The organism is Vreelandella titanicae, assembly GCF_014697095.1.
Lineage (GTDB): Bacteria > Pseudomonadota > Gammaproteobacteria > Pseudomonadales > Halomonadaceae > Vreelandella > Vreelandella titanicae.
Map to the genome: position 1 here is coordinate 4383181 of NZ_CP059082.1, position 14126 is coordinate 4397306.

13 protein-coding genes and 1 tRNA gene are annotated in these 14126 nt (G+C 52.3%); 10 read left to right on the top strand and 4 right to left on the bottom strand.

The features are described from left to right. Positions 1-155: 155 nt before the first annotated feature. From HZS52_RS20280 to HZS52_RS20315, 8 genes are all read left to right on the top strand, one after another. Positions 156-1496, top strand: coding sequence for a tyrosine-type recombinase/integrase (locus tag HZS52_RS20280; protein ID WP_190373502.1), 1341 nt, complete (start codon positions 156-158; stop codon positions 1494-1496). Then, positions 1496-2083, top strand: coding sequence for a hypothetical protein (locus HZS52_RS20285; RefSeq protein WP_190373503.1), 588 nt, complete (start codon positions 1496-1498; stop codon positions 2081-2083). Before HZS52_RS20280 ends, HZS52_RS20285 begins: the two co-directional genes overlap by 1 nt. Positions 2084-2177: 94 nt before the next feature. Beyond that, entirely contained in the window at positions 2178-2369 is a 192-nt protein-coding gene (locus HZS52_RS20290) for a helix-turn-helix transcriptional regulator (protein ID WP_062372496.1), read from the top strand. After that, positions 2366-3310 (top strand): toprim domain-containing protein, encoded by a 945-nt coding sequence (locus tag HZS52_RS20295; protein ID WP_190373504.1) that lies wholly within the window; start codon positions 2366-2368, stop codon positions 3308-3310. Before HZS52_RS20290 ends, HZS52_RS20295 begins: the two co-directional genes overlap by 4 nt. Continuing rightward, positions 3307-4857 (top strand): YfjI family protein, encoded by a 1551-nt coding sequence (locus tag HZS52_RS20300; protein WP_190373505.1) that lies wholly within the window; start codon positions 3307-3309, stop codon positions 4855-4857. The genes HZS52_RS20295 and HZS52_RS20300 overlap by 4 nt, the downstream gene beginning before the upstream one ends. Continuing rightward, positions 4850-5389 carry a hypothetical protein gene (locus HZS52_RS20305; RefSeq protein WP_190373506.1) on the top strand — a complete coding sequence of 180 codons (540 nt, stop codon included), beginning with the start codon at positions 4850-4852 and terminating at the stop codon, positions 5387-5389. Before HZS52_RS20300 ends, HZS52_RS20305 begins: the two co-directional genes overlap by 8 nt. 28 nt (positions 5390-5417) lie before the next feature. Beyond that, positions 5418-5603: a ribbon-helix-helix protein, CopG family gene (locus HZS52_RS20310; RefSeq protein ID WP_190373507.1), complete on the top strand. Its 186-nt coding sequence runs from the start codon at positions 5418-5420 to the stop codon at positions 5601-5603. A gap of 112 nt (positions 5604-5715) precedes the next feature. Beyond that, complete coding sequence (locus HZS52_RS20315; RefSeq protein WP_190373508.1) at positions 5716-6228, top strand: hypothetical protein; 513 nt, start codon at positions 5716-5718, stop codon at positions 6226-6228. Between the two features lie 114 nt (positions 6229-6342). Here the strand turns inward: HZS52_RS20315 and HZS52_RS20320 are convergent, their stop codons facing one another. Next, a complete protein-coding gene (locus tag HZS52_RS20320) occupies positions 6343-7644 on the bottom strand; it encodes an IS1380 family transposase (protein ID WP_190373509.1) in 1302 nt (433 codons plus the stop codon). 107 nt (positions 7645-7751) lie between these two features. Between HZS52_RS20320 and HZS52_RS20325 the strand changes: the two genes are divergently transcribed. Beyond that, positions 7752-8177, top strand: coding sequence for a hypothetical protein (locus HZS52_RS20325; protein WP_190373510.1), 426 nt, complete (start codon positions 7752-7754; stop codon positions 8175-8177). A gap of 409 nt (positions 8178-8586) precedes the next feature. Here the strand turns inward: HZS52_RS20325 and HZS52_RS20330 are convergent. The 3 genes from HZS52_RS20330 to HZS52_RS20340 all read right to left on the bottom strand — a co-directional run bounded on the left by HZS52_RS20330 (position 8587) and on the right by HZS52_RS20340 (position 11800). Beyond that, positions 8587-8663 (bottom strand) — tRNA-Arg (locus HZS52_RS20330). A 77-nt stretch (positions 8664-8740) separates the two neighbouring features. Next, on the bottom strand, positions 8741-9688 hold the full coding sequence (locus tag HZS52_RS20335; RefSeq protein WP_009288312.1) for an AEC family transporter: 948 nt from the start codon (positions 9686-9688) through the stop codon (positions 8741-8743). A gap of 144 nt (positions 9689-9832) precedes the next feature. Next, the gene (locus tag HZS52_RS20340) at positions 9833-11800 is read right to left on the bottom strand and encodes a sensor domain-containing diguanylate cyclase (RefSeq protein WP_190373511.1); all 1968 of its coding nucleotides are present in this window, start codon (positions 11798-11800) and stop codon (positions 9833-9835) included. 319 nt (positions 11801-12119) lie between these two features. Here HZS52_RS20340 and HZS52_RS20345 point away from each other — a divergent pair, with 319 nt between their 5' ends. After that, entirely contained in the window at positions 12120-14126 is a 2007-nt protein-coding gene (locus tag HZS52_RS20345) for a capsular polysaccharide biosynthesis protein (protein ID WP_039860450.1), read from the top strand.

A 14126-nucleotide genomic window follows, 5' to 3' on the forward strand; every position in this document is an offset into this window, starting at 1 on the left:
CGGGATTTTAGACTGTTTTTTACCTTATTAAGCCTCCCGTTAAATTATCTATAAAAATAATAGAAACAGCTACTTAACTACACACACTGTCTTTTTGTGTCCTATACCTTCCCAGGGTATACTTAATAAAACTAGGGGACGCACTAGGGGACAAAATGACTATTAACAAGCCAATGACTACCCCGGCAGAAGTAGCCGCCTTTTCGCTACCTGCTGGAAAGCGCAAAGCACGACGCCCGGTAAAGTCAAAGTACGGTGCTGGCCTATCGCTAGAAGTGCGCGACGATAGAGAAACAAAATTATGGATGTATCGTTTCAGCCTTGGCGGTCGTCAATACGAAATGAGGCTAGGCACCTATCCCGCCATGACGCTGAAAAGCGCTAGAGAAAAACACGCCACCGCTATTGAATTGGTAAAGGTAGGTCTTGATCCTCGAAAACAGCGAGCGTCTGAAATAGCCAACAATCTAGCCGCCTGGACAATGCAAGATGCTTTCAATCGCTGGATAGAGCATTACCAGCAAACCCCAGGCCGCAATCAGCACCCCCCCACAGCCAAGACGGTATCCCAACAGCATGGCCGCTGGCGTCGTCACCTTGCCCCAAGGCTGTCTGATTTTTACGTTCGTGACGTTTCACGCCGCTTGTTAATCGACGTGCTAGAGCAAGCGTCTGGCAAAGCCAAGGTAGAAGCACGCCATAGCCTTAACCTACTGCGTCAACTGCTACGCTACTGCCAGAAGCGTGAACAAATCGACGTGAACCCCACCGATGGCCTAACGCCTGCCGATATCGCCGCGTCTGCATCTGCCCCGCGTCAACGTCACCTGCCCCTGCCTGAATTGCGCCAGCTATGGCAGGCAATAGATGACGCCCGCACTGATTGTGTACGTAAAGCCGCTACCTCAGTGCTTAGCATACCAGTAGCCAATGCGTTAAAGCTGCTGATTCTGACGGGCTGCCGTCGTGGAGAGGTCGCTTTCATGCGCTGGGATGAAGTCAACAAAGCAGAATGGACAATACCGGCTGAACGCACCAAGTCACGTCGTCAGCATAAAGTTCACCTTTGCCCACTGGCGCTTGAACTGCTGGCAGAACAACGCCAGCTAGCCGCCGGGGAGTTCGTTTTCACGTCTACCCAAGGCACTGGAAAGCCGCTTCACCCGGATAGCCTGAGCACCACCGTAGCGCGCTTACAGGGCCGCGCTAGAAAGGAGCACGACGAAACCGCCCCACTCTACCACCTGGAGCACTTCACAACCCACGACTTGCGCCGGTCGTTTGCCACCCAAGCCACAGAAATGCTAATGGCTGACCCGCTGCTGGTGGAAATGATGCTAGCCCATGCACCGCCTAAGCTGGTGGGCACCTATAACCGCGCCGCCCGCTGGAAGTCCCAAGTAGGCGTTTGGCAACGCTGGGGGGAAACCGTCGCCAGCAGGGTGGCAAGTGACCCCGGCTCGAACGTGGTATCACTTCGGGGAGGTGTAGCGTAATGACACCTGAGCAAGAAGCTGCAATTGCAAAAATTCCTCAATACTTAGAGGGCTGGCAGAGTGAAAAGGGTGAAAAAATAGCTGCTTTGGTTTATTGCTGGCTGGCTGGCACTGAAACCACCCGTGACGATAAAGACAGAATAACTACTCGCCCGACAGGAAAAGAACCTGACAAAGTCGTCCAAGCGGCAAAAGAAGACCCAGCCGCATGGGAAGCCTCTCGAATGCTAGTTGCTGGCCTTGCTGAGCAAGAAGAACCTATACCATCGCCACTACTTAGATTTACCGCTGCTGTAATGCGTGACCAATGGCCTAAGCCGAGCGGCGGGCGCCCAAAGCATAAGAATTTGGCTCGTGACTTACGCATAGCTAACGCGGTCTACATGCTCAAATGTGCGGGCATACAGTTGAGCCAAAATGACGAAACACAACCAACTAAATCAGTCTTTCACCTAGTTGCGCGACATGCAGCGCTTAGCCCTAGTGCTGTAAAAACAATATGGCGAAATATAGGCCCACACGTTATTGAAAGTAGTACTAAAGGCCCTTTTTATTTTCACGATCAACCCTTGAAGCTAAAGTTTTAGCGAGGTTAAAAAACTACCCCCCTATTGTTCCCCACGCGCCAAGCCTTACATGCCCTTAGTCTTATAAGCGTCTAATTGATACCGGGGGCAAACCATGACTACCCAAGCAACCTTTCTTAAAGATACCGAAGCCTGCCAGCGCTACGGCGTTGCCCGTTCAACGTGGTGGCGTTGGCTGGCTGAAGGCGTCATACCCTCACCCGTGAAGATTGGCCCGCGCGCTACTCGCTGGCGCTTATCTGACCTTGAAGCATGGGAAGCGCAACGCGGGGAGGCGATGTCATGAACGCTCAACAGAAAGCCCGGCTGGGGGGCCGGGCCGTCTCGTCGTTTTCTACTGCTGTCGCGCCTTATCATTTTAGCACCATAGAGCAAGCGCTGAATGATGCCTTAGCCGCCTATGGAGTTAATGGGCTGGTGATTCATGCTGATGGAAACATTCACCGCTTCGACAGTATCGACAAGCCCAAGGGCAACCGAAATGGCTGGTATGCTTGCCCATCGCTGGAAGTTGCTGTTTTTGGTTTTTGGCATACCGGCGAACAGCATACCGTTAGCCTAACGGGTGAACACGATCCTGCCGCCGCTGCTGAAGCCCGCTTGGCTGCACAGCGCGCCAGAGAACAGCGTGATGCCGAGCGAAGTGCTAAACAGACCAAGACAGCCGAACAGGCCCGCCGCTGGTGGGCCACTGCTGGCGCTGCTGACCCTAACCACTCCTACCTGGCCAAGAAGCGCTTGGCACCGCATGGCCTACGCCAGCGCGGCAGCATGTTACTTGTGCCATTGCACGTTAATGGCGAACTGGTCAACCTTGAGCGCATTTTTCCTGATGGAGATAAGCGCCCACTGGCAGGCGGTCGCGTTAAGGGCGTAGCCAGCCTAATAGGCATCCTCGCTGGCGCTGAGCGTGTATTGATAGCAGAAGGCTGGGCAACCGCCGCCGCGCTGCATGAGGCTACTGGGGCGCCTGTCGTGGTCGCTCGCAATGCGGATAATCTGGAAACCGTAGCGCGTCGATTGCGCCAGCGCTTACCGGATGGTGTTTCTATCACCATCGCCGCTGATGATGACCGCTTCACCGACAACAACCCTGGCGTTACCAAAGCGCAACTAGCCGCCCTGGCTATCGGCGCTAAAGTCCTGATGCCGACCTTCTGCAAAGACTGCCGAAAATGTACCGACTTTGCCGACGTAGCCCTTTGCCGCCAAGGGGTCACTGTATGAGTCACGAAACCATAGAGCAGGCAGCTATTCCCGTTGGTGAAGAACACGATCCACGCGACATTGACAACGGCAACGTCGATTTATCACCTGAGCCACTACCGCTGGCGCCCAAACCGCTGGCATACCCAGTTGAGGCGTTGGGGCCGGTACTTGGCCCGGCGGCGAAGCGTATCGCCTACCACGTTCAAGCACCGTTGGGCATGGCCTGCCAGTCCGTGTTAGGCGCCGCCGCGCTAGTCGTACAAGGCCACTACGACGTAAAGCGCGGCAACATTGGTACCGGCCCGGTATCGCTTTTCCTGTTCACTGAGGCAGAAAGCGGGGAGCGTAAGTCCACCGTCGATAATGTCGCATTAGCACCGATACGCACCATTGAGGCTGAGCAGCGAGAGCAGTTCGACAACCTGATGACCCAGTACAAGGCCAATGATGAAGCATGGGAATTGCGCCGCAAGTCAATCATTGCCGAGGTAGAAGGCAAGGGTAAAGGCAAACAAGCTTTATCTGAAGAACAGCAAACGGCATTAGGTGAACGCCTTGCTGCACATGATGTAAAGCGCCCACAAGCGCTCCCTATGCCCAATCTGACGTTCTCTGAGCCAACGGCTGAGGGGATGTATAAACACTTGAAAACCAACCGACCTAGCGCCGGACTGTACAGCGATGAAGCCATAGGTTTTTTTGGTGGCCACGGTATGAGTGATGAAGCCAGAGGGCGAACCATTGAAGCGCTTTGCCGCCTATGGGATGGCGCGCCATTAACTCGCACCCGTGGCACTGAAGGCGAATCCGGTATTTTAGCAGGCCGCCGCTTATCCACTCACCTGATGATGCAACCCGTCGTGGCTGACAAAGTGCTAGGGGACACATTGCTGCAAGGGCAAGGTTTCCTGCCTCGCTTTCTCATCTGCCGCGAACATAGCCTTATTGGAACGCGCTTTCTTGCTGACCGTGACCCCGGCGACAGTATTGAAAATGATCCGGCCATTGCCACTTATAGGCGTCGTATTGATGCCCTGGCGCGCAAACCGCTACCCGTATACGACAGCGGAGAACTACAACCTCAACTGCTGACCATCGAAGGGCATTCATTCAGCGTATTAAGCGAGCTTCACGACGGTATTGAGTCTGCACTGATACCCAATGGCGAGTTTTATGATGTACGAGCCTTCGCCAGCAAGGCCACCGAAAATGCGTCACGGTTGGCTGCTGTGATGGCTGTTATAGAGGATTGCGACGAAATCACTAGCGCTCATATCGAACGGGCCGGGCAACTTGTGGCGTACTACCTCGAAACAATGAAGGCACGCACCGAGGAAGCGCAACAGGATCAACAGGAACGACAAGCGCGTGACTTACTGGAATGGATCAACACCCACGGCGGCCAACTGAATCAACATGAGTTCAAACGCCTGCCAAGTGCCTGCCGTAGTGCCAATAAGGCCAGACCATTGTTGGATTGGTTAACCCGAGCTGGTTACTTGCGCTGCACCAAACATGGCCCTAGCGGCAAAGCGGCTGAATGGGAGGCTTTGCCCCATGTTTAACCCGATTGAACGCGGCAGGCAGTTACGTGAACAGCGCCAGCTAGCCAAAGGCTGCGGATTCTGCGGAATTGCGGACAACACGCCGGAAACAACGTTATACCAAGGCATGGGCGCCAGCGCGCCCACTGCGGATAACATGCGGATAAGTGCGGACAAGCCGACCATTACTGAGATCCGCAACTTCCCCGCAAACAGTCCGCAAGCCACAAGCCCGGCAACTGCGCACTTTTCCGCGAATCCGCAAAATCCGCAAAGGGTATCGGCTGATGATGTGGAAATCATACTTTCCAGCCTCAAGGTGGTAGGCCGTGAATTGCAAGAAATAGAATCGCTGGCGCGTGCCGTCATGTTGAGTATGAGTAGGCAGGCAGCGGCAGAGCTTGCAGTCACGCTTGACGATGCTTTTACCGTAGCACCTAACGATAGCAAGGCGCGCGCGCAATGCAGACGCCTGCTTAACGATCCCAGTGCATTGGCAGCCGCCAAAGCCGTTTGGCCTGACTTGCCGACAGCGCCAGCCAGGTCAACATAATTTCCTGACTATAAAAGGAGCCAACGTCATGAGCCGCAACCCGCGCCGCTTCACCAGGCCCGTTCGCCTTATCGTTTCCGTAGAAGCTGATACCGTGGCCAGTATCGACCACCTGATGAAGCAAGGCCGCCAGCATACCCACCGCAACCGAGCCGAGTTCGTTAGACGTGCGATTGAAAGGGAGCTAGCCCGCTGCAAAGAGAGTTTTACCTGAGCTAACGGCAGGAAAATTTAGGCAAAAATTATTTTTTCACTGCAATCAAAAAACTCAAATGCTAATATTTATTAGCCAATAACAGAGACCCTAAGAATGGAGCAATGGGAACATGAGCAAGTTCTACACAATTTTTAACTGGTCAGCAGGACTTTTTTTCCTACTAGGGGGCATAGGAAGCCTTTTCGATACCCCTTTGGCTGGCGTGTGTCTGCTTGTTGCCGCTGCGCTGCTGCTACCACCTGTAAGGAAAATGATTTTTTACAAAACTAATAAAAAATTTCCTGCAATATTAAGAATAGCAGCAGTTTTTTCCATGTTTGTCCTCTTTGGCCACTTCACTAATGAACATGAGCGTAGTATTTCTGCACAAGAAGTTGCTGCTGAAGAAAAAGTTAAGGAAGAAGCAATAAAAGAATTCAACAGCAATAAGAGTGCAACCATTACGGCCATTAATGAGCTTATTGAAAATGCACAATACCAAGAAGCCATAAGTGAAACAAACAAGCTTCTATCTACTGATGACCCAGACATAGGAGAACTGCACAGTAGAGCACAGAGCCTACAAAATGAGCTAGCCTGGATTTCTCATAGCACCTCAGCCAGTACCGCACTCAGGCTCTAACACCGCTAAACACCTATTGGCTCGACTTACATCGGCTACTTTTTAACCACTTTTCGTCGTTCAGACACACCTCCCCCTTCCCCCCATTGCGTCGGGCCGGGGGAGCCCGAGCAGTCAGTTCGGCACCAACCGCCTGACGAGATCGGATAGCGCCGTTTTATAGGGGTAGCTGTCACTCATGAGTACGCGGATTCGACGCGTATTGCGGATGATGACCGCGCCTACTTTGATGAGCTTGAGCCTCAGGTTGCTCGGACTCATGCGCGCGAAGGGCGTGTGCTTCAGGTAAGTCCGTAACCGCTCGAACAGTGTATAAGCGAAGCCCGACAAGATCAGCCGCCACTGATTGGCCCACCAGTGCGTGCTGGAGGTACGGTCAGCGAACAGGCTCAGTTGTTGATCCTTGATCCGGTTCTCCATGTCACCCCGGGCACAGTACTGCTCGTAGTAAAGCTTGAAGCCGTCATCGTAACGGGAACTGATGATAAACCGGGGATTAGAGCCCAGCTCGCCTTCTTCCAGACGGGCCACCACCCAGCGTGGGTATTTCCAGGAGTGTGCTTGATACGGAAAGCGAAACGTCTCTGCCACTTTCCCTCCCACCTGCCATTGGGTCTTGCGTACCAGCATCATGGGCACATCCACTTCCTTGAGCAGCCGGCTGTTCTTGGCGATTCCCACGATGTAGTCGACGTGATGCCGATCGCACCAGTTCAGCATCCGGGGACGACAAAAGTGGCTATCACCTCGTAACACGATGCGGGTATCGGGCCAGTATTGGCGGATAAAGCGTACCAGTAAGGCGAGGATCGCCCAGCTATGGCGGCTGTCGCTGCGGTCACTGGTGCGCAGATAGCTCACCAGTAAGTGGCGCCCACAGAAGACATACAGCGGGAAGTAACAGTGGTGATCGTAATAACGGTTAAAAAACTTGCCGGGTTGCTCGCCATGCACGGGGATGTCGGTGCCATCAAAGTCCAGCACGATCTCCTTTGGTGGTTCGTCATGCTGTTCAATGAAGTGATGCCACAGCAACTCATGGGCCTTCACTATTGCTTGCCGATCGGCGTTCTGCTCCACCCGGCACAGCGTTGACTTGCCTGCCAGCGTATCCTCTTCACCGAGCGCTGTCTGGAGGGCCTGATCATAGCGCAGGGCCTCATGGTCGTTGAAATCTTCGTAGCCAGCGGCGACACCGAACACCCGCTGACGAACCAGAGTGTCGAGCTTATGACGAACCTGTTCCGGTGCACGGGGATCATGAAGCACGGTGGCCAAGCGGCGTGTCAGGCGATGGTGTTTATCGACTTCACGAAGCAGGAGTAATCCGGCGTCCGACGTGATGTGGCCCCCGGAGAAGTCGGCTTCAATTTGGCGGCGTGAGAGTGGCGAGAAGGTCAGCTTTTCAGGTACCATTTTGGAAGCGGCTGTTGGTGCTTGATGGATTGGTTAGGTTCTTGAAATCATAGCACTTTCAGCCGCTTTCCTTTATACCCTGTGAGAAATCCAGGCTAGATAAGTCTTTGCGTACAGAAGAATTACTGAGCGACCTTGAAAGCTCGCTAGAGTTCAACCACGAAAAAAGAAGAGATATTTACTCAGAGCTTACACGACTTCACCCAAACAACGAAGAATACAGGGAAAGTCTTTCATTTCATTCTGAAAAAGTCATCGAAAGACGCCAGCAGGCTGTAAGACAAGAAAATATTGAATCTCAATTTAGCTCCTGGGATGGGTCACATCGTAACCTAGAAAGACTTATCAAAAGCTCTATGAACGACCCAGACAGTTATGACCATGTAGAGACTACTTTTACCGACAATGGTGACCATCTCAGAGTATTAACTAAGTTTCGTGGCCGTAATGCGTTTGGTGGCGTAGTCCTCGATTCAGTTGAAGCCAAAGTGGCGATTAATGGGCAGATTTTAGAGGTGATTGACAATAGGTGATTCGAAAGTTGGCAAATAGCCAATCTGATGATTTTCCGACCTCTTAAAAAGGATTGTTTTGATGATTTTCAGACATGTTTGCGCGCGAGTGGCTGATGATTTTTCTGAGGTCACTTTGTGCGTACTGATGCTGGAAAAATCTTCGCACCATAGACACTTACCATAATACTCTGAGCGCATCACAGCCGACCCCCTACCCTAAGATTACCCCAAGGATTACAGCGCCCTATTGGCGCTGTTTTCGTTTGTCTAGCTGGAGATAGTAGACGGCAAATAGCGAGAATTTGCCGTACCGATATGTAGCTGATACGGCAGCCTAATGCTTACAAAACTAGGGGACGAGCTAGGGGACAAAACGGAAATATGGCGGGAAAAAGCAACGGTAAACTTCTTAACCTACTGATTTTAATGGCGTCCCTGGCAGGATTCGAACCTGCGACCTGCCGCTTAGGAGGCGGCTGCTCTATCCTACTGAGCTACAGGGACTAACGTCGTCCAAACTTGCGGGCGCGTAGTATAACGCGTCAGCTTAGGCAGGGCCAACCGAGTTGCGCTATTCAACTCTATATCCAGCCGAGTAAACGCAGCGCAAAGACGCCCAGCGTAACGGTAATGCTCGCCATCAGGGTGGTAATGGCGATGATATTGGCGGCCAGAGCCACATTGCCGCCTATTGCTTTGACCATTACAAAACTTGCGGCAGCGGTGGGGCTGGCAAAGAACAGAAACAGTAAGCCCAGTTGTTCGCCGGAAAAGCCCACCAACCAGGCCGCCACGGTGGAGAGCACCGGTAGTGTTACCATCTTCATCAAGCTAGCGCCAAGTGCCACTTGGCTGCTGTCACGCATGCTCGACACGGAGAGCGTCGCACCAATACAAATCAGCGCCAACGGTAGTGTTAACGAGGCAAAATAGTTTCCTGAGGTAATCACCCAACTGGGCAGTGGGATCGAGAGCGCGGTAAAAGGTAATGCTGCAAATACGGAAATAATGAGTGGGTTTTTCGCTACATGTTTGAGCAGGCTGCGCCAATCAGTGGATTGACCAGGTTGGTAAAATGCCAGCACGATGACCGAAAGCGCGTTATACATCACGATGACCACGCCCAGCAAAAGACTGCCCGCTGACAGGCCATAGTTACCGTACATGCCCGCCGCTAGCGCCAAACCCACTATCCCACAATTGCCGCGAAACGCGCCTTGAACGTAAATACCACGATCCTGAGGTGCTACACGGTAGCGCGCCCAGCCCCAACTGAATAAAAACTGCCCCAGCGTTGCCACAGCAAAAAACAGCATCAGCGAAACGTCCAGCGCAACGCTTAGGTCAGCTTTAATCAAACTAAGGAAGATCAGCGTGGGGAGTGTTGCTTTGAATACCAGCGCAGAAGCGGTCGAGACGAAGGCACTATCGATCCATTTCAAGCGCTTAAGCCCCAGGCCAACAAATACCATCGCGAAAACAGGCAGGGTAACATCAAGCGTGCGGGCAAATAGTTCAAGTAGGTTCACAACAGTATCTCAGTCAGCCTTGATTTTAAAAACTGGCTTCTAACGACAAGTTCAGCATCTGCTTATACTCTACTGCTGGACATGTTTTGTCGACTGCTAAGCACGCCAAGCCACTGCACAGGCTTAGAGTGCTTATATGAGAAACTATTTGGGCGAATCGAAAAGCGCCATTACGTCATCGTTATTGTGAGGCATATTGACAACTACCCCATCGCGTCCCATCCCCTTGGCTTTGTAACTACCGGCATCGGCCCGTGCCAAAACGTCAGACACATTAGAATCCTCTTCATCAAAGGTGGTAACGCCAATACTGAGTGTAACCATGTACTCTTTGCCTTCATGGGTAACAGAGATCTCCCCTACCGACTGACGCAGGGATTCAGCGATTCTCCTTGCCTGAGCCAGGGTGCAGCTGGGGAGCAGCACACCAAATTCATCTCCCCCTTGGCGTGCCACATGGTCGCTACGGCGGACTTCCCAGGCAACCACCTGAGCAATGCGGCGCAACATCTCATCGCCCAGGGCGTGGCCACCTTCATCATTGATGGGTTTGAAGTGATCCAAGTCAAATAGCAAAAGAGCTGAAGGCGTGCTGGTTTTTTGGAAATCAGCAAAGGCTTCTTCTAAACGGCGCTCAAAGCCCCTACGATTCAACAGGCCGGTTAACGGGTCATGTTCAGCTTCCCAGCGCTGAATGGCTTCCTGCTCCCTACGCTCGGTAATATCTTTAACTACACCCACTAAACCAAGGGTATGGCCATCTTGAGAAAGCGTGACTACCCGCGCATGTATATCTAGCCAAAGAAGTTCGTTATCACTGCGCAAAAAACGCAATTGGCGGACAAAATCACTACCGGTGCGCAGGCTATGTAGCCACATGTCTTTAGCCCCATCACGATCAGACATGTGGATCTGCTTAAGCCAAGATTCCATAGGCGAACCTGGAAGAATACCCAGCATATCGAGTAGCGCAGGGTTCATGTAAGTAATGTCACCTTTCATATTAGCGACAAACATACCCTGCGGCGCGGCATTCAGTACCGAGTCAAGAAACGCCTCGCGCTCTTGAAGATTGCCTAACAACAGCTGCCGTTCATCTTCCACTCGGTTAAAGGTGCTCGCCACCTGCTGTAGCTCTTGCATCTTGGTAGCCAAACTGACGCTCTCACGGTGCCCTAAACCCACCTCGCCAATCTGCTTCTCCAAATGCCTCAAAGGTGTAAGCACTCGGCCCAACATCCACCACAGCAAAGGGAACATAAGTAAAACAAGTACAACCCATGCCCACCAAAGCTGCCTGATAAAATCAGCTAGGGGAAGTTGTACTTGGGAAATAGGCATGTAAAGGCCAACGACCCATCCAGCAGGCCAAATCTGCGCATAAGACTGTAGCCCCATTTCCCCACTCACAAGCCGACCTACAGCATCACCTTCCCAGCCATCCAGCGCCAAATCCAGCCATGGGTTCAATGCCTTATTGGGTACAGAAGCATTAATTAATGAATTTTCAGGATGGTATAAGACTTTACCCGAAGCAGTAGCAACACCAGCATAACCTTTTTCACCCAAGCGCACTTTAGCTAAACGGCTAAATATCCCTCCTGAATCCAAGCTAAGGACACCTCCAATAAAACCGTCAAACTCGCCTTGCTTGGTAAATCGTGGCACGCCCACTAGCACCATCGGCATACCGCTCGCACGACCGACAAAGGGCTCGCTAACATAGGGTCGGCGAATACCACGAAGCATATGAAAATACTCAAGCTCAGAGGTGTCGAGCCCTACGCGACCAACGATTGCAGGCCAATCAGCAATAACCTCACCATCACTGTTAGCAACCACAATCCCCTCAAACAAAGCTAGTAGGCTATCGTTCTGCTGCAGTTGATAGCTGATCCAGCTCGCATCCTCTGTGGTGCCAATCATTTCGCTTAAGCGTTCTAATGCTTGGAAGCGCATCTCAATTTGTTGGGTCACCTCATCAGCAAGTAGAGTGGCTTCATAGCGCAAGTGCGACATATTAGTCTCTTGCACCATAGTCTTTCCGACTTGCCACGCCATACCCAGCACCAACGCGATCAGCAACAGCAAAGTAAAGGAGAGCCCCAGCAAAAGGCGCCCCTTCAAGGAACTGAAAGAAAATAGATTCTTTAGCAGACAGGCAAAGCGCACCGACTATCCTTTTTATGCATACTTTACTTTAATTCCAGATCCTAGAGAACGGTATTAAGGGCACATAGAGTAAGCGAATCTACCAAAAAAGTGACAACCATGCGCGTTGAATAAATCAAACTTAAGGTAATTTTTTTTATCATGCAAATAGTTGCTATGCATCGAAAAAATAGTGAGTACTCACAACGCCTGAATTGATAACCCCCTCCAATTGACGTATGTTCGCCCGCCTACCCCTGTTACCTCAAGCGGCCTTATTATGGCGAAACGAACGGCAGGTTACACATCCCCAGGTATTCGCAAGCTGGCTACCTTGCCTGCACTGCTGCCCGAATTTGACCAATTCGTCCGAATAAGCTCCCTTAAGAAAATGCCCGAGGCGGTGATTGGCTGGGGGCTAAAACCCACTAGTGTAAGCGCTAGGCAGTATGCCCAACGCCATCAACTGATCTATATCGCATTAGAAGATGGCTTTTTACGCTCGTTAGGGCTAGGCGTAAATGGCTTTCAGCCGCACAGTTTGGTAGTCGATGAGACCGGCATTTATTACGACGCCTCACGCCCTTCTGATTTGGAAAACTGGCTCAACACAGCCAGTTTCAACAATGAAGAGTTAGAGCAGGCTGAACGATGCATGGCATTGATCGCTCGCTATCGGCTCTCCAAATATAACCACTCCCCCGATCAGCCGATTAACGATGCCAGCCGGGCGAGTGTATTAGTGGTCGACCAAACCGCTGGGGATGCTTCAATTCACTATGGGGGCGCTAGCGCTAGTAGCTTCAACCAGATGCTTGAGGCGGCATTAGCAGAGCACCCCGACGCCGAGATATTAGTCAAGATCCATCCTGACGTTATCGCGGGTAAAAAACAGGGCCACCTACTTAACGCCGCAGACCACCCGCGCTGCAGGGTCATCGGTGAAGACCTCAACCCCTGGGCGCTATTTGACCAGGTTGACCACGTTTACGTCGTGACCAGCCAGCTCGGCTTTGAAGCACTGCTGGCCGGAAAGCAGGTGCACTGCTTTGGTATTCCGTTTTATGCAGGTTGGGGGCTTACCCATGATCAACTGCCCTGCCACCGCCGTCGTGTAAAGCGCACCTTAGTTGAGGTCTTTGCCGCCGCCTATTTACGCTATTGCCGCTACGCTAACCCTTACACTCAGCAGCCTGCCACGCTGGAAGAGACCATTGCCTTGATCGCCGATCAAAGGCGCCAGCAGGAGCGCTATCGGGGAAGCTGGCGAGCATGCGGGTTCTCTACTTGGAAGCGTCGCTTTATTGGCGACTTTCTAGGCGCCTTCGCACGCGTGAACTATCAAGCGAAGCTTCCCGAGAGCGAGCAGCCCGATGAACGGCTGCTGGTATGGTCAAGCCGTATTGATGCAGACTTTAAATGCCAGCACGCCCAACACATGGAGAAGCTATGGCGCATGGAAGATGGGTTCATTCGTTCAGTGGGGCTGGGAGTCGATCTTACTCAGCCGTTGTCGCTGGTGATTGATTCACAGGGTATCTACTACGACCCCAGCCAACCCAGTGATTTAGAGACGCTGCTCAATAGCGCCCCCTTTAGCGACGACCTGCTGCAACGTGCGCTGCAGTTACGTAAGCGATTAGTGGCGCTCAAACTCTCCAAGTACAACGTACGTGGAAAGTCGGGGATCGAACTGCCCAAAGGGCGTTACACCATACTGGTGCCTGGCCAAGTAGAGAGCGACGCCTCGATTGCCACCGGCTCGCCGCACATTAACACCAATAGCGGGCTGTTAAGGGCAGTGCGGGAAGCACATCCAGATGCCTTTATTGTCTATAAAGCCCATCCCGATGTATTGAGCGGTGCGCGTGTCGGAGCACTCGATACCGATGCCAAACGCCTGTATGATCTAGACGCCAGCGATATCGACATCGCAACCCTTTTAGAGCGCGTCGATGCAGTGCATACGATGAGCTCTTTAACCGGCTTTGAAGCACTTTTGCGCAAACGAGAAGTCAGCACCTACGGCCTACCGTTTTATGCTGGCTGGGGCTTAACTCAGGATGCGCTTAGCTGCCCACGCCGTACGCGTTCACTCTCGCTGGATGCCTTGGTCGCCGGCACCCTGATTCTCTATCCCGGCTATGTAGACCCAACGACTCGCCAGCTATGCAATGCTGAAACCGTCGTCAGCCTGTTGGAACAGGCAAGAGCACACAAAAACACCCTTACATGGAAACAGCATCTCTACCGCTGTTATCGTAATTTGTTGATCGGAAGGCATTGA